Raw genomic sequence first — 17046 nt, 5'->3', positions numbered from 1 at the left:
AAGATATGTGAATAAGAAATATTTTCATCTTTCACATAAAATCAACAGTGAAATACATAGTAACACTTAGGATAAATTTATTAAAAATAGTCGATCTAGTATCTTAATTTTTATTTATTCCTAAAATAGTCTGTATATCAAATTGCCTTTAAAAATTGTCAGGACTTTCCAGACGTTTGACCTCTTGTGCTTTTATCGGATGATGGACAGCTGTAATGCCGTCATCAGTTTTCTGGTCCATTATTTCCTCGGGCTGATACACAGTAATGGTTTCATTACCATTCGCATCTTCTCCCACAATATATTTAAAACCTTTACGATTCATTTTGTGGCATAAACGTTGATACCATCCTTTAAAGCCCTGAGTCTCTTCATTTGGATTATAGTAAAAAGCATTCATAACGGCTGGTAGTCCTAAACCGCAAACCACACCTGAAAGCAATACACTAATGAAAGTATAGCCAATCAAAATACTGCTATATTCACGTAGTTGTGGAATATTAGCCACAGCTAATATGAGTGCCAGTGAAATACCACCCCGCACTCCTCCCCACGATAAAATGGTTAAGCTACCGTTATAACTCTTTTTGCGAAAAGATGGGAAAAAGGCAAAAGATAAGAAATTTGCGGCAAACCGTGAAATATGCAGGGCAAAAAATGCAAATATCCCTCCAAGGATCATGCTACTACTCAAGTCCAGAATGAACAGCTCCAATCCGATTAATGTAAATAGAAATGAATTAATAATGCCTTCTACAGTATGCCAAAAATGATTTACTTCACGAATTTCACGATCATGCAGGATTTCTTTCCATTTATTCCCAACAATGAGACCACCAATAACACAAGCAATTGGTGCAGAAGCATGAGCAAACAGGGCAACCAGGTAAGAACCGCAGGCCAGCAGCGCAGTTGTCAGGATCAGGGACTCCATTTCATGCTTGCCGCGCAATAAGCGTAAAATTCCTAAACCGAACCCCCAACCGATAATTACAGCTACCACAATTTCATAGAGAAAATTTTCTAATGTGCCCAATAAGGTAAAATGTTCGCCTTGTAATACATTCAGTAAAGTCATGAAGACGGCGATACACATTGCATCATTAAACAGTGACTCACCTTCGAGTTTCACAATCAAATGATGAGGTGCTCTAACTGAACTTAACACCCCTTTAACTCCGATTGGATCTGTTGCACCTAAAGCAGATCCCAATAACAGCAAGACTAAAATAGGGACCGGATTTCCAATTAATGCCTGAAAACCATAAAGGATGCCACCGAAAAATACAGCACAGATTACCAGTGCAATCGTGGCTAGAATTCCAATGGGTTTCCAGTGACTTCTTAAGTCAGAAATTTTAAATTTAAGCGCAGACGAGGTCAGGATAAAACAGATTACGCCATTAATAAGAAAGTCGTAGAAATCAATCCCGCGTACAGCTTCTTCAATATTATGAATATTAATGACTATAAACTGGTTACCATTAAGTAAGCTCGCACCCCACTGCAAAATAAATACAAAAACTGCCGAGACAATTGGCACACCAATCGCCTGAGGAAAGTCTAAAATACGTTTATTAAAAATTGTAGTTGCGATTGAAAGTGCAAAAATAACCGTTAAAGCTTGAAGAAGAAAAAAATTGCCCATGCGAATCCTTGAATATAACTGCTGGCTTTCTTAAAACGCATCCAATCAGTCACTTCTAGATGAATATCAGTTATAAAACTCTTAATTGGGAATTTTACTCCCATTTCTAGGGGTAGGTCATGGATAATTTTATTTCATTTTAAATAGACCTGGTTCTCGCATAAACAATTCGGCTTTTGCCGTTTCCAGATTATTTCAAACTATAATAATATTTCTCATAAATACTGGCTGTATATTTCTTTTCATGCATCAATCTTTAAAATTCATTTTTCGTCTTATCCTGGCTTTAATCATTTTTACTGTAACTCTGGCACTATTACTGACCTGTTACAGCAAATTCAACACACTGGCACAGGCGAATACATGGCTAGAGCACCGCCAACAGATTGAGCTGGTTTCAAGCAATCAACAGTCTTATCTGCTCCTGTCTAACAGCCAAAAGCCAGATCGAGCAATTTTTATTGTTTTAAAAGGCAAAGGATATATCAGTAAAATCAGTTGTGAGCATTATCAGACTACGCTCTGTCTTTCTGGCTATGATAAAAGTCCATATAGAGAAGTTCGAAAAGCAGTTCTACAAATTATTGGCCCTTATCAATATATTCAGTCTATAAACTATGTAGATACTCAGACTAACATGCCAGGCAACTTAACCTTAACACAACAACAAGTGATTAATTTCTATCAACAGGATATGTCTGCCCTTAAATATTACTTGTTAGGAGTTTTTCTGTTTACGATCATTGCATTAATTTCAAGTATTCGTATCTTGAAAAATTTTCGCAGTTTTTTAACAAAATAGATTATTGAGTACAGTAATAATCTTTTCTGTACTCAATAATTCTTTTAACTGCCTTAAACTGGCTGGTTAAAAGTATCGCACTGGTTAAGATCACCCCTCTTCAAGCCGGTCTGGAACCACTGCATACGTTGTGCACTGGTTCCATGCGTAAAGCTATCAGGTACAACTTGTCCAGTTGCACTTTTTTGCAAATAGTCATCACCAATTTTATGGGCAGCATCCATTGCTTCCTGAACATCACCCTGCTCTAGAAACTGGGTACGCTGCTGGTTATGATGTGCCCACACTCCGGCCAAACAGTCTGCTTGAAGCTCTTGCCGGACTGAAAGCTGATTTCCCTGTACTTGACTGGCACGGCTGCGAGCCTGTTGCACTTGAGAAGAGATACCTAACAGGTTCTGTACATGGTGACCCACTTCGTGTGCAATTACATAAGCCTGAGCAAAGTCTCCGGCTTGGTCTTGTCGAGAGAGTTCTGTCTGGTTCTGCTCACCAGAAATTCCCATCTGCTGGCGCATATCTTTAAAGAAACTGGTATCTATGTAAACTTTTTGGTCAGCTGGACAATAAAATGGCCCCATTGCCGCCTGTGCAGTACCACAACGTGAATTAACCATGCCACTGAACAAGACCAGTTTAGGAGGGGTATAATTTTGCCCCTGCTCCTGAAAAATTGCCTGCCAGGTGTCTTCGGTATCAGCAAGAACAGTCCCGACAAAATCTGCGGCTTCTTGCTGCTGGGGCGTTGGATTTTCCAGGCCGACGCTTTCTATCTGCTGTCCGGCGGTTACCTGTTTTGTTGCCTGATAAGCCTGTTGCGGATCTACACCAAAAAACTTCCAGGCGACAAAGGCAACAATCAGACCTAATATACTGATACCCCCTGCTTTTGCTCCGCCTCCCCCCCGGCGATCTTCCAGATTAGTACTGACACGGCGACCTTTCCAACGCATAGTTTACCCCTTCCCTATTATTACGATGTCGCAAAAGCTGATAGCTTAAGCAGATTTCTGTTTAGATTTTGGCCAGATTTTTTTAACTCCACTGACTAAAAGCAGAACAATAAAACCTGCTACTATGCCGATTCCCAAATTTATTAAAGTTGGTGTAATTGCTCCTACGATATGCCCCAAAGTAGGAATCAGTTCAACATGATCAACAGTATCTTCAGTAAAATGATGTATTAGAGGAACAGCATGATTAATAATGCCTCCCCCGACCAGAAACATAGCAATGGTACCGACGATTGATAAAGTCTTCATCAAAATCGGGGCAAAGCTCAAAAGAGCCTGACCAATACGCTGTTTAAAATTTGAAACCTGTTCAGTCAAATGCAGGCCCAAGTCATCAATTTTTACGATCATGGCTACCAGTCCATACACGCCTATAGTCATTACAATAGCGATAATACTTAGTACTGTAACTTTAGTCATAAAACTGGCTGCTGCAACTGTACCCAAGCTAATTACTACAATTTCAGCAGAAAGAATAAAATCTGTTCGAATTGCACCTTTGACTTTATCTTTTTCATAGGCATGCAAATCAATCTCATCCTGTTCGAGCTTGGCAATTGCTTCTTCAGGACTATGTGGCTTTTTACGCTGTAGTGAATGCAAAACTTTTTCTATACCTTCATAGCACAAGAATAAGCCACCAATCATTAACAATGGGCTAATTAACCATGGAGCAACTACACTGATAAGCAACGCTAAAGGTACCAGAATAACTTTATTCACAAATGAGCCTTTTGCTACGCTCCAGACCACTGGCAATTCCCGATCTGAACGGACACCACTGACTTGCTGGGCATTTAAAGCCAAGTCATCACCTAGCACCCCTGCGGTTTTTTTTTGCAGCCATTTTACTCATGACTGCGACATCATCCAGAATTGTGGCAATATCATCTAATAATAAAAGCAAGCTGCTCGCCATTTTATGTTCCCAATCTTATCGTTATATAGCTAGTTTAAATCGCTTTAATCAGAGAAAGTGTATAAGCTTTATATGTTTATCTATTAAATTTCTCACTTTTTACCAGCTGGAGTTTATTGTAAAGAGGCACTGCCAGTATTTATGCCTTACAATAGACTTCATCAATTAATATATTTTGCTTAATTTACAACCGCTTTGGAATGCATCATGAGTGATCAAGATACCCGCCCAGTTATTTTGACTGGTGACCGCCCGACTGGACAGCTCCATCTAGGACATTTCGTAGGTTCACTACGTTCTCGTGTAGGCTTGCAAGACTCCCATCACCAGCACCTGTTACTCGCCGATGCTCAAGCTTTAACTGATAATGCCGATAATTTTGAAAAAGTACGTCGGAATATTCTGGAAGTCGCTACAGATTATTTAGCAGTGGGTATTGATCCGGAAAAAACCACCATATGCGTGCAGTCTCAATTACCGGCACTCAATGAGCTGACCATGCTCTATTTGAACTTTGTGACGGTGTCGCGTTTGGAACGTAACCCAACGATCAAGTCTGAAATTCAGATGCGAGGTTTTGAGCGCGATATCCCGGCAGGTTTTCTATGTTATCCGGTCGCACAGGCTGCCGATATTACGGCATTCAAAGCTACTGTTGTGCCGGTAGGAGAAGACCAGATTCCAATGATTGAACAAACGAATGAAATTGTTCGTCGCCTTAACCGTCAGATTGGCCGCGAGCTTTTGCCTGAATGTAAAGCCTTACTTTCTAACATGAGCCGTTTACCGGGATTTGATGGCAAGGCCAAAATGTCTAAATCTCTGGGTAATACCATTGTTCTGGATGCTTCAGATAAGGATATTAAAAAGGCAGTTAATGCCATGTATACTGATCCTAATCATTTGCGTATTGAAGACCCGGGTCAGGTAGAAGGTAATGTGGTTTTTACCTATCTTGATGCTTTCGATACCAATAAAGAAGAATTAGAAGAATTAAAAGCCGATTATCGTCGTGGTGGTCTAGGTGATGGCACTGTGAAGAAGCGTCTAGAAGGTATTTTAAAAGAGCTGATCGGTCCAATTCGTGAACGTCGTGCAGAATTGCAAAAAGATCCGGACTATATTATGGATGTTTTACGTCAAGGCACTCAAAAATGTCAGGTTATTACCCAGCAAACTCTAGATGAAATTAAAAGCGGTCTAGGAATGTTCCACTTTTAAAATTGTAGTATTAATACAGGCCCTGCTTTAAGGGCCTTTTTAATTGGAATATTAATTTCTTAAAATTCAACTGCATAAAATATCATAGTTCAAAAAATTACAATATAACCCATAGTTTAACGTGATTTAACACTTGTTAACGTGAATACCAAGGAAGTTACTCAGGTATTCAAATATTATACTTTCATGATTTAGAAAGCTTCTAAATTCATGACATTTCTCCTTAACCGAAGCTGTGTATACAGATTCGTTGTTCTGCGCAATGATCACCCCAATCATTGCGTATTTTTTTGTCTATAAAAAATATGATATATCAAAATCTACAAGTTATAGACTTAAATTAAAGTAAATTACTCATCTAGTCCACTTAAAGTAGTTTGCTTCAAAGTGAACAACTATAGAGTCAAGTAAGCTTAAGTTAAACCTACAATCCTAATAGCGTTGAAGAAGAATTTATTCTCTCCATCATTCTCATAATAAAAAAGCCCCTTTTGGAGCTTTTTTACTGTCTACTTAAGCTAGGCCTTTATCTTTCAACACCTGTAACATAGTAGAACCTAGTTCTGCCGGACTCCGTGTATATGCCATACCCGCTTTTTCAAAAGCAGCAAATTTTTCTTCTGCTGTTCCTTTACCACCAGAAATGATTGCACCTGCATGGCCCATACGTTTGCCCTTTGGAGCTGTTACACCGGCAATATAACCCACAACTGGCTTGGTCACATTTGATTGAATATATTCAGCAGCTTCTTCTTCGGCTGTCCCACCAATTTCACCAATCATAATGATCGCATCAGTCTCGGGATCATCCTGAAACAATTTAAGCGCATCAATCTGGTTCATTCCTGGAATTGGATCTCCACCAATACCAATACAGGTAGATTGGCCTAATCCCAGACGGGTAGTTTGTGATACCGCTTCATAAGTTAACGTACCAGAACGGGAAATAATTCCAATACGGCCTGGCTGATGAATGTGTCCCGGCATAATTCCAATTTTGCATTCACCCGGTGTAATGATACCCGGACAGTTTGGTCCAATCAGACGCGTACCGTTACCATTGGTTTCCAGATAACGCTTGGCTTTAAGCATATCAAGAGTAGGTACACCCTCGGTAATGACTACAATAAGTCCAATCCCTGCATCTACTGCTTCTATAATAGAATCCAGTACAAATGGTGCAGGCACATAAATCACAGACGCATCCGCCTGAGTTTCCTGTACCGCCTCGCGCATGGTATTAAATACAGGAAGATTTAAATGACTCTGGCCGCCTTTACCTGGTGTTACACCACCGACTACTTTTGTACCGTATGCAATGGCCTGTTCTGAATGAAAAGTTCCGTTTTTACCTGTAAAACCCTGTACCAATACTTTGGTGTCTTTATTTACTAATACGCTCATGATTGATACTCCTTATGCTTTGACTGCTGCAACAACTTTTTCTGCGGCATCAGCTAGGCCCTGAGCAGAAATAAGTGTTAGGCCGGATTCATCCAGTAACTTGGCGCCAAGCTCGGCATTGTTACCTTCAAGTCGTACGACTACAGGAATAGTTACGTTCACTTCCTGAACCGCAGCAATAATTGCTTCTGCAATCATGTCACAGCGTACAATACCACCAAAAATATTGATTAATACTGCCTGAACAGAGCTGTCAGCAAGGATAATTTTAAATGCTTCAATCACCCGCTCTTTCGTTGCACCACCACCTACATCTAGAAAGTTGGCTGGTTGTCCACCATATAATTTGATGATGTCCATGGTTGCCATAGCAAGACCGGCACCATTTACCATACAGCCGATATTGCCTTCTAAGGCTACATAGTTCAGGTCAAATTCAGAAGCTTTAAGCTCGCGTTCATTTTCCTGAGACTTATCACGTAGCGCAGAGACCTCTGGTAAGCGATACAGTGCATTGGAATCAATGCCCACTTTGGCATCTACACAAAGAATGTCACCATTTTCACGTACAGACAGCGGGTTAATTTCAAACAGGGCAAAATCATTTTCTACAAAAGCATGGTAAGCCCCTGTCATCAGCTTAACAAACTGATTAATCTGGCCATCTTTCAAACCCAGTGCAAAGGCTACTTCCCGTGCCTGAAATGGTTGCAGGCCAACCAAAGGGTCTACTGTAACTTTAATAATTTTTTCAGGTGTTTCTTCTGCAACTTTTTCAATTTCAACACCACCTTCGGTGGATGCCATAAAAGTAATGCGACGAGTAGAGCGGTCAACCACAGCACCCAAGTATAATTCACGCTCCACAGGATAAACGTCTTCACAGACCAGTACGCTATTGACTGGCTGGCCATTGGCATCTGTCTGGTAGGTGACTAGGCGTGTACCAATAATACGACTGGTATAATCTGCGGCTTCTTCTTTTGACTTAACAACCTGTACACCACCGGCCTTACCACGGCCACCTGCATGCACCTGGGCCTTAATGACTGCAAACTTTCCACCAAGCTGTTCAAAGGCAGCAACAGCTTCATCAGCATTGGTTGCTAAAATACCTTCCTGAACAGGCATACCATATTTTTTTAATAGCGCTTTGGCTTGATACTCATGTAAATTCATTTACTTACCTTTTACTAGTTCTACTTTCTTATCCATACTTCTATGTACCCTTCCATCACGGTACACATTAGCAATTATTTAATCTTATCTTTATATTTAGAGGGTTGTTCCAATCATTGCAACCCATGAAGCAAAAAAGAGCGGCTCTTGAACCGCTCTTTCTTTAATCTTATTTACGTTTACGCTGAATTGCGTGAATTGCACGTCCATCGACTGCAAGAGCTGCTTCATGCACAACTTCAGAGAAAGTTGGATGACCAAAAGTCATTAACTGCAAGTCTTCAACACTTGATACAAATTCAAGGGCAATCATACCCTGATGAACGATGTCAGAGGCAGCCGGACCTACTACGTGCATACCCAGTAGACGGTCAGTTTTAGCATCAGCAACAAATTTTACAAAACCTGCGCCCTCACCTGCAGCAAGTGCACGACCATTCACAGCAAACGGGAATTGGCCAGTTTTAACGTCGTGGCCTTTTTCTTTTGCCTGCTCTTCAGTTAAACCGACCCATGCTGCTTCCGGATGGGTATAGATTACACTGATGATAGTGTCATAATTTACTTGTGCAGCGTGGCCATGGATACGCTCAACAGCCATTACGCCTTCTTCCATTGCCTTATGTGCAAGCATTGGACCACGAACCAAATCACCAATCGCATAAACACCTTCAAGAGAAGTTGCGCAATGATCATTTACTTCTACCAGACCACGTTCTGTCAGTTTTATACCTGAGTCTTCAGCTAACAGACCTTCTGCATAAGCTTTACGACCTACACACACAATCAGCTTATCAAAAGTCTGTTCTTTATCTTCGCCGCCCTGGCTGTATTTAACAGTTACTTCGCGACCATTGATCTCAGTACCAGAAACTTTCGCACCAATACGGATGTCCAGACCCTGCTTAGTCAGGATTTTCTGGAATTCTTTAGCCAGTGCTTTATCGGCCATTGGTAAGAATGCATCCATAGCTTCAAATACAACAACTTCTGAACCCAGACGACGCCATACTGAACCTAGCTCAAGACCAATTACACCTGCACCGATTACCCCTAAACGCTGAGGAACTTCAGGGAATTCAAGTGCACCGGTAGAATCTACAATCAGATCTTGATCTACAGGAGCAACAGGAATATTTACTGGTACAGAACCCGATGCCAGAATTACATATTTAGGTTCTAGAACCTGAGTCTCACCTTCAAATGGTACAAACTCAACTTTTTTACCTGCCAGCAGTTTACCTGTACCTTGCAGCCACTCGATCCCATTACCTTTAAGTAGCTGAGCTACACCACCGGTCAGTTGCTCTACCACTTTGTCTTTACGAGCAAGCATCTTTTCAAGGTCAAATTTCACTTCAGCTGTTGTAATACCATGATCACCCAAATGATGAACGGTATCTTCATAACGATGAGAAGAGTCAAGCAATGCTTTAGATGGGATACAGCCAACGTTTAGACAGGTCCCACCCAGAGATGGTTTACCTTTATGAATACGTTTTTCAATACAAGCAACTTTGAAGCCCAGCTGTGCAGCACGAATTGCTGCTTCATAACCACCTGGGCCACCACCGATCACAACAAGATCAAACTGTTGAGACATATTTATCTCCAAGTAACAGGATAAAGGGAGACTTTATCCTGGTTTATTTTGCTGGTAAGTATTAAAGATCAAGGATAAGTTTAGCTGGCTCTTCTAACAATTCTTTGATTGTTACAAGGAAGCCTACTGCTTCTTTACCATCGATTAAACGGTGATCATAAGATAATGCCAAATACATCATTGGCAGAATTTCCACCTGTCCGTTTACAGCCATAGGACGCTCTTGGATTTTATGCATACCCAGAATCGCAGTTTGTGGCGTATTCAAAATCGGAGTAGAAAGTAGCGAACCAAAAGTACCACCGTTGGTAATTGTGAAAGTACCACCAGTCATATCTTCAATTGCAAGTTTGCCTTCACGCGCTTTGCCAGCATATGCACGAATACCGTTTTCAACTTCAGCATAGTTCATACGATCAGTGTCACGCAGGACAGGTACTACAAGACCGCGATCAGAAGAAACTGCTACGCCAATATCATAAAAACCGTGATATACGATATCGTCGCCATCAATTGAAGCATTGACTGCCGGATAGCGTTTTAACGCTTCAGTTGCTGCTTTCACAAAGAAAGACATAAAGCCCAGACGCGCACCATGACGTTTTTCAAACGCATCTTTATACTGGTTACGCATATCCATGATTGGCTTCATGTTAACTTCATTAAACGTAGTCAACATTGCTGTTTCTTGTGTTGCTGCAAGCAGGCGCTCAGCAACACGTTTACGCAGACGTGTCATCGGAACACGTTTTTCAATACGCTCACCTACAGCTACGCTAAGCGCTTGAGGCTGAGCTGCAGCAGCTGGTTTAGACTGATGGTTTGCTACGTCTTCTTTAGTAATACGACCACCACGGCCTGTACCAGAAACATCAGAAGCGTTAATACCTGTTTCAGTCAAAGCTTTACGTACAGCAGGTGCCTGATCCTGTACAGGCTGGCTGCGCTCAACTACAGGAGCTGGACCAGCTTCTGTATTAGCAGATGCATTTTCCACATTTCCATCAGAAGTTACTGCTGTTTGAGCTGGCTCTGCTGTAGCTCCAGCACCTGCTTCAAACTGTGCAATTACTTCATCAGAAAGAACTGTGTCGCCTTCATCTTTAACAATAGCAACCAGAGCACCGTCTGCAGGGGCAACCACTTCTAGAACAACTTTGTCAGTTTCGATGTCACAGATGACTTCATCACGTGAAACAGCTTCACCGACTTTCTTGTGCCAAGTTGCGATCGTGCCGTCAGCAACTGACTCTGGGAATACCGGGGCTTTAATTTCGGTTGCCATTATTTAGAATCTCCTGATTGTTCAGCTTCGATTGCTAGAGCATTATTGATAAGCTGAGCTTGTTGTTTTGCGTGCAAATAAGGTGAGCCACATGCAGGTGCTGCAGATGCTTCACGTCCTGCGTAACTAATACGGACTTGCTTACCTGTTTTCATTACGTCGTCATATAAACGCGGCGCAATAAATAACCAGGCCCCTTGGTTTTTCGGCTCTTCCTGACACCACACGAGTTCTTTCACGTTTGGATAAGAGGCAAGAACTTCAGCAAGGCGTTTTTCTGGGTATGGATACAACTGTTCAATACGAACGATTGCAGTATTGTTCAGTTCCTGCTCGCGACGTTTTTCAAGCAGATCATAATAGACTTTGCCACCACAGAGCACCAGACGGGTAACGTCGGCCTTGTTAAGTGTATCGATCTCATCAATCACTGTCTGGAATGAAGTCGTTGCCAGCTCTTCCAGAGTCGAAGTTGCCAGTTTATGACGAAGCAGCGACTTAGGAGACATAACGATCATTGGTTTACGGATCGGGCGTACTGCCTGACGACGCAGCGCATGGAAAATCTGTGCAGGCGTTGTTGGAGTAATCACCTGCATGTTGTCTTCTGCACATAGCTGCAAGAAGCGCTCAAGACGAGCAGATGAGTGCTCAGGGCCCTGGCCTTCGTAACCATGTGGAAGTAACATGGTCAGACCACATACACGCTCCCATTTAGTTTCACCAGAAGCAATAAACTGGTCAATCACGACTTGGGCACAGTTTGCGAAGTCACCAAACTGTGCTTCCCAAATAATTAGGCCATGCGGAATAGTGGTTGCATAACCATATTCAAATGCAAGTACAGCCTCTTCAGACAGCAACGAATCATATAATGCAAAACGTGGCTGGTTTTCTTTTACATGGCAAAGCGGAATGTAAGTGGAACCATCTGTCTGGTTATGAAGTTTGGCATGACGATGTGAGAAGGTACCACGACCTACATCTTCACCGGTAATACGTACCAGATAACCTTCGTCTAGCAATGTTGCATAAGCCAGAGTTTCAGCAGCACCCCAGTTTAATGGCATTTCACCAGTTTGCATTTTCAGGCGGTCATCAATTACTTTTTGAACCTGACGCTGCATTACAAAACCTTCAGGAAGTTTACGCATGCCTTCGCCCAACTGTTTCAGGCGAGTCAAGTCAAATGAGGTATCCCAGTCATCGGTATAGTCATGGCCAAGATACGGAGCCCAGTCCACAAACATTTTAGTATTTGGCTCAAGAACCAGTGCACTGGCAACATGATTACCTGCTTCAAGATCAGCACGATAATCTTCAACCATCTTGTCAGCAGCAGCACGGTCCAGAACATTTTCCTGAACAAGTTTGTCTGCGTATAAAGTACGGGTTGTCGGTTTCTTGCTGATAACCTGATACATGATTGGCTGAGTTGCTGCTGGCTCGTCCGCCTCATTATGGCCACGACGACGATAACAGAACAGGTCAATTACTACATCTTTACGGAAAGTATGGCGGAAATCATGCGCCAATTGAGTAGCAAAAATTACAGCCTCAGGATCATCACCATTCACATGGAAGATAGGTGCCTGAATCATTTTGGCAACGTCAGTACTATATTCAGTTGAACGCGCATCACGCGGGTCAGAAGTTGTAAAACCAACCTGGTTGTTCACAATGATATGAACCGTACCGCCTACAGTATAACCACGGGTCTGTGACATCTGGAAAGTTTCCATATTCACGCCCTGACCTGCAAATGCAGCATCACCATGTACAATTAATGGCAATACATCGTCACCACCGATATCTTTACGACGTACTTGACGCGCGCGCACTGAACCTTCAACTACAGGTCCAACAATTTCAAGATGGGATGGGTTAAATGCCAAAGCAAGGTGTACTTCACCGCCTGGTGTCATTACGTTTGAAGAAAAGCCTTGGTGATATTTAACGTCACCAGAACCTTTCTTATTCAGCATTTTGCCTTCAAACTCACCAAACAGGTCAGCCGGGTTTTTACCCATAATATTGACCAGGAGGTTTAAACGGCCACGGTGTGGCATGCCAATCACAACTTCTTTACAGCCTACTGAGCCGGCACGCTGGATCAGTTCATTGACCATAGGAATGAAAGATTCACCACCTTCCACACCAAAGCGTTTAGCACCTACATATTTATTACCCAGAAATTTTTCTAGGCCTTCAGCTGCAGTTAAACGCTCAAGAAATAATTTTTTCTGGTCAGCAGTAAAATCATATTTACCGCGTACACCTTCAAGACGTTGCTGAATCCAGCGCTTTTCCTTGGTATCAACAATGTGCATATACTCGGCACCGATTGAGCCGCAATAAGTCGCCTCCATTGCTTCAATCATTTCACCAAGGGTAGCTTCCGTCTTGCCAATTGCCAGATTACCTGTATTGAATACAGTATCCAGATCAGATTTGGTCAAACCATGTGCAGACAGGTTAAGATCAGGAACATCTTCACGTTTTGCCAAGCCCAACGGATCCAATTTGGCTTTCTGGTGCCCACGGTTACGGTAAGCTGCAATTAATTGCAACACCCCAATCTGACGACGTTCATGTTCAGAACTTACTGCACTTTGCGCAACTGGTTGTCCACGGCTACCATTACGTCCTAATAATAGGAATTGCTCACGTACATTGCTGTGAGGCTGATCACCTTTAGGGAATTTATCAAAATACTGGCGCCAATCCTCACCTACTGAGGTCGGAGAAGTCAGGTACTGCTCGTAAAGCTCTTCAATATACGCTGCACTATCAGCGGAAAGTTCAGTGTCAAGACGCAATGCGTCAGCAACTTCTTGCATTTGTGGACCCATTTCCTATTGCAAAAACATTACAGGTTGCTTGTTAAGCATACCCATGCTTGATAATGCCAAATTGGTAAAATGACATTAATACCCACTCGGTACTCAGACCACGGGCGCTATAATCACACCAGAATTGACCGGTGTGTGTTATGAATCATAACGCTCTTACCTGCATCATCATTCATTTATATACTCGGCAATACCGAGCAATTTTTTTGCAAAATCGTCTTAGAAAAGATAAATCGGCGAATTAGCTTTTCTAAAGCAACTTTTAGTAAAATTTTGCTCAACCATCCTCAATATGCTTAATAAATAAACAATAGAATAGCCATTTTTTTCAAATATAACTGTGTGTTATATCGTAACATGAACTCCAGATTGAATTGATTTTTTTGACACATACCTCCTATAAATTGGCTAAATACATTAAAAATTTTATGCTTTAACATACGGTGCTTTATATAAAAAATAGAGCGAATTACAAATAAAGTCCCCTATCTTTTACACAAATGAACAAAAAGAGCGCACACCTGTGATGTACGCTCTTTTTTAGGGATTAATTAACCGGCTTGATCAAGTAGCATATTACGGATATGACCAATTGCCTTAGTCGGATTCAAACCTTTAGGGCAAACAGATACGCAGTTCATAATACCTTTACAACGGAAAAGACTGAACGGGTCATCCATACGTGCCAGACGGTCCTGAGTCGCTGTGTCACGCGAGTCAATAATAAAACGATAAGCATTTAGCAATGCTGACGGTCCCAGGAATTTATCAGGATTCCACCAGAATGATGGGCATGCAGTAGAACAGCATGCACATAAAATACATTCATACAGACCGTTCAGATGATCACGCTCTTCCGGAGTCTGCAAACGCTCTTTTGGCGGTGCAGGCTGATTATTAATCAGGAATGGCTGGATCTTGTTATACTGCTCGTAGAACTGGTTCATATCAACAACCAGATCTTTGATTACTGGCAGACCCGGTAATGGACGAATAGTAATTTCATTTGGCAGGTCATTCAAGTTTTCAAGACAAGCCAAACCATTTTTACCATTGATATTTACACCATCCGAACCACAAATACCTTCACGGCAAGAGCGGCGAAAAGTCAGACTTTCGTCCTGTACTTTTAACGCCAGCAGAGCATCAAGCAACATACGGTGCTTATCAGTCAGCTCAAGCTTGAAAGTTTGCATGTACGGCGCTTTATCCTTATCAGGATCATAGCGGTAGATGTGAAATGTACGAGTACCTCTACTCATCTTTATACTCCTGATCAGAATGTACGCGGTGCTGGTGGAATTGGATCAACAGTCAGCGGGTTGAAACGCACTGGCTTATATTCCAAACGGTTATCTACCGAGTACCACAGAGTGTGTTTCATCCACTCATCATCACGACGACCATATGAATAGGTCGGGTGATCTGCTGGTAACTCATAATCAACCACAGTATGAGCACCACGACATTCTTTACGCGCAGCTGCTGAAATTAAGGTGGCTTTTGCTACCTCATACAAGTTTTCAACTTCCAGAGCTTCAATACGCGCAGTGTTAAATACTTTAGATTTGTCTTTCAAGTGAATATTACGAACGCGTGGTTCAATCGCAAGAATCTGCTTAACACCCTCATCAAGCAAGGCTTGAGTACGGAATACGCCTGCATGATCCTGAACAATATCACGAATCGCATCAGCTACTTCTTGTGCATTTTCACCAGTAGTAGATTCGTCCAGCTTGCGTATACGGGCTACGGTCTGCTGTAAAACATTAGTTGGCAGCGGAGCATATTCATCACCGTGATGTTTAGTCACGTAATCAATAATATGTTCGCCCGCAGCCTTACCAAATACCACTAGGTCAAGCAATGAATTTGTACCTAGACGGTTTGCACCATGTACAGATACGCAAGAACATTCACCAATAGCATAGAAACCTTTTACCGGCTTGGTGTAGTTGTCTGTACCTGGTTCAGGCAGTACAACTTGGCCATGCATATTGGTTGGGATACCGCCCATCTGGTAATGGATAGTGGGCACCACCGGAATCGGCTCTTTAGTAATATCAACGTTTGCGAATTTTTTACCAATCTCGAATACAGACGGCAAACGCTTCATGATTGTATCCGCACCCAAGTGAGTCATATCAAGCAAGATATAATCACCCTTTGGACCACAGCCACGGCCTTCTTTAATTTCCTGGTCCATAGAGCGTGATACAAAGTCACGTGGTGCCAAGTCTTTTAAAGTCGGTGCATAACGTTCCATGAACGGTTCGCCGTCTTTATTACGAAGGATTGCACCCTCACCACGACAACCTTCAGTCAGCAATACACCTGCGCCCGCGACACCTGTCGGGTGGAATTGCCAGAATTCCATATCCTGTAATGGAATACCAGCACGAGCAGCCATACCCAGACCATCGCCTGTATTAATATAAGCATTAGTAGATGCACGGTAAACACGACCAGCACCACCTGTAGCAAACAGTGTTGCTTTTGCCTGGAACACAGCAATATTACCTGTTTCCTGGTCAATTGCTGTTACACCCAGTACCTCACCTTCTTCGTTACGGATCAAGTCAAGAGCGATCCATTCAACGAAGAACTGAGCTCCCATTTTCACGTTGCTTTGATATAGCGTATGCAAAAGTGCGTGACCAGTACGGTCAGCTGCTGCACAGGCACGTGGAACTGGCTTTTCACCATAGTTTGCAGAGTGACCACCAAATGGACGCTGATAAATTGTACCATCTGCGTTACGGTCAAAAGGCATACCTAAGTGTTCAAGTTCATAAACAACTTTCGGTGCTTCACGGCACATGAACTCGATTGCATCTTGGTCACCCAACCAGTCTGAACCTTTTACAGTGTCATAAAAATGGTAATGCCAGTTATCATCCTGCATGTTACCCAGTGATGCGCCGATACCGCCCTGCGCTGCAACTGTATGGGAACGGGTCGGGAATACTTTGGTCAGTACTGCAACTCGCAAACCTGCTTGAGCAAGCTGGTAAGAAGCACGCATACCTGAACCACCACCACCTACAATGACTGCATCGAAAGTGAGGTTTTGAATATTTGAATAATCTTCTTTAGGGGTTATCGCGCCCATGATATCTT

Annotated in this window: 11 protein-coding genes and 1 pseudogene; 2 read left to right on the top strand and 10 right to left on the bottom strand. The window is 42.3% G+C overall.

All coding sequences use genetic code 11. From position 1 onward, the window contains the following. Positions 1-148: 148 nt before the first annotated feature. Positions 149-1648, bottom strand: a complete 1500-nt coding sequence (locus J502_RS11145; RefSeq protein ID WP_005406943.1) for a cation:proton antiporter — start codon at positions 1646-1648, stop codon at positions 149-151. A 244-nt stretch (positions 1649-1892) separates the two neighbouring features. Here J502_RS11145 and J502_RS11140 point away from each other — a divergent pair, with 244 nt between their 5' ends. Continuing rightward, the gene (locus J502_RS11140) at positions 1893-2450 is read left to right on the top strand and encodes a hypothetical protein (protein ID WP_034684142.1); all 558 of its coding nucleotides are present in this window, start codon (positions 1893-1895) and stop codon (positions 2448-2450) included. Positions 2451-2503: 53 nt separating this feature from the next. On the opposite strand, the gene ypfJ is transcribed toward J502_RS11140, so the two are convergent. Both ypfJ and J502_RS11130 read right to left on the bottom strand, forming a co-directional pair. Continuing rightward, positions 2504-3403, bottom strand: a complete 900-nt coding sequence (ypfJ, locus tag J502_RS11135; RefSeq protein WP_034684141.1) for a KPN_02809 family neutral zinc metallopeptidase — start codon at positions 3401-3403, stop codon at positions 2504-2506. A gap of 45 nt (positions 3404-3448) precedes the next feature. After that, positions 3449-4382 (bottom strand): annotated as a pseudogene (locus J502_RS11130) (DUF808 domain-containing protein). 207 nt (positions 4383-4589) lie between these two features. Between J502_RS11130 and trpS the strand changes: the two are divergent. Further along, positions 4590-5603, top strand: a complete 1014-nt coding sequence (gene trpS, locus J502_RS11125; RefSeq protein WP_034684139.1) for a tryptophan--tRNA ligase — start codon at positions 4590-4592, stop codon at positions 5601-5603. A 513-nt stretch (positions 5604-6116) separates the two neighbouring features. Here trpS and sucD read toward each other — a convergent pair. The 7 genes from sucD to sdhA form a co-directional block, all read right to left on the bottom strand. Further along, the gene (sucD, locus tag J502_RS11120) at positions 6117-7007 is read right to left on the bottom strand and encodes a succinate--CoA ligase subunit alpha (protein ID WP_034684137.1); all 891 of its coding nucleotides are present in this window, start codon (positions 7005-7007) and stop codon (positions 6117-6119) included. 12 nt (positions 7008-7019) lie between these two features. Next, entirely contained in the window at positions 7020-8186 is a 1167-nt protein-coding gene (gene sucC, locus J502_RS11115; RefSeq protein WP_005015729.1) for an ADP-forming succinate--CoA ligase subunit beta, read from the bottom strand. A gap of 169 nt (positions 8187-8355) precedes the next feature. Next, positions 8356-9789, bottom strand: coding sequence for a dihydrolipoyl dehydrogenase (lpdA, locus tag J502_RS11110; protein ID WP_034684135.1), 1434 nt, complete (start codon positions 9787-9789; stop codon positions 8356-8358). A 61-nt stretch (positions 9790-9850) separates the two neighbouring features. Continuing rightward, positions 9851-11074: a 2-oxoglutarate dehydrogenase complex dihydrolipoyllysine-residue succinyltransferase gene (odhB, locus tag J502_RS11105; RefSeq protein WP_005015734.1), complete on the bottom strand. Its 1224-nt coding sequence runs from the start codon at positions 11072-11074 to the stop codon at positions 9851-9853. Beyond that, positions 11074-13914, bottom strand: coding sequence for a 2-oxoglutarate dehydrogenase E1 component (locus tag J502_RS11100; RefSeq protein ID WP_005025010.1), 2841 nt, complete (start codon positions 13912-13914; stop codon positions 11074-11076). The genes odhB and J502_RS11100 overlap by 1 nt, the downstream gene beginning before the upstream one ends. A gap of 563 nt (positions 13915-14477) precedes the next feature. Continuing rightward, complete coding sequence (locus tag J502_RS11095) at positions 14478-15188, bottom strand: succinate dehydrogenase iron-sulfur subunit (RefSeq protein ID WP_005015737.1); 711 nt, start codon at positions 15186-15188, stop codon at positions 14478-14480. Positions 15189-15202: 14 nt separating this feature from the next. Continuing rightward, positions 15203-17038 (bottom strand): succinate dehydrogenase flavoprotein subunit, encoded by a 1836-nt coding sequence (gene sdhA / locus J502_RS11090; RefSeq protein ID WP_034684134.1) that lies wholly within the window; start codon positions 17036-17038, stop codon positions 15203-15205. Between the last annotated feature and the right edge of the window lie 8 nt (positions 17039-17046).

The organism is Acinetobacter sp. 1294596 (genome assembly GCF_000582925.1).
In the GTDB taxonomy this organism is placed as follows: Bacteria; Pseudomonadota; Gammaproteobacteria; order Pseudomonadales; family Moraxellaceae; genus Acinetobacter; species Acinetobacter radioresistens.
This window is presented reverse-complemented; position numbering and strand designations above follow the sequence as displayed.

What these genes read in the sequence shown, in the direction of transcription:
- J502_RS11100 (WP_005025010.1), bottom strand. Translation starts at nt 13,914, where the DNA reads ATGCAAGAAGTTGCTGACGCATTGCGTCTTGACACTGAACTTTCCGCT.
- J502_RS11145 (WP_005406943.1), bottom strand. Translation starts at nt 1,648, where the DNA reads ATGGGCAATTTTTTTCTTCTTCAAGCTTTAACGGTTATTTTTGCACTT.
- trpS (WP_034684139.1), top strand. Translation starts at nt 4,590, where the DNA reads ATGAGTGATCAAGATACCCGCCCAGTTATTTTGACTGGTGACCGCCCG.
- J502_RS11095 (WP_005015737.1), bottom strand. Translation starts at nt 15,188, where the DNA reads ATGAGTAGAGGTACTCGTACATTTCACATCTACCGCTATGATCCTGAT.
- ypfJ (WP_034684141.1), bottom strand. Translation starts at nt 3,403, where the DNA reads ATGCGTTGGAAAGGTCGCCGTGTCAGTACTAATCTGGAAGATCGCCGG.
- sdhA (WP_034684134.1), bottom strand. Translation starts at nt 17,038, where the DNA reads ATGGGCGCGATAACCCCTAAAGAAGATTATTCAAATATTCAAAACCTC.
- lpdA (WP_034684135.1), bottom strand. Translation starts at nt 9,789, where the DNA reads ATGTCTCAACAGTTTGATCTTGTTGTGATCGGTGGTGGCCCAGGTGGT.
- odhB (WP_005015734.1), bottom strand. Translation starts at nt 11,074, where the DNA reads ATGGCAACCGAAATTAAAGCCCCGGTATTCCCAGAGTCAGTTGCTGAC.
- J502_RS11140 (WP_034684142.1), top strand. Translation starts at nt 1,893, where the DNA reads ATGCATCAATCTTTAAAATTCATTTTTCGTCTTATCCTGGCTTTAATC.
- sucC (WP_005015729.1), bottom strand. Translation starts at nt 8,186, where the DNA reads ATGAATTTACATGAGTATCAAGCCAAAGCGCTATTAAAAAAATATGGT.
- sucD (WP_034684137.1), bottom strand. Translation starts at nt 7,007, where the DNA reads ATGAGCGTATTAGTAAATAAAGACACCAAAGTATTGGTACAGGGTTTT.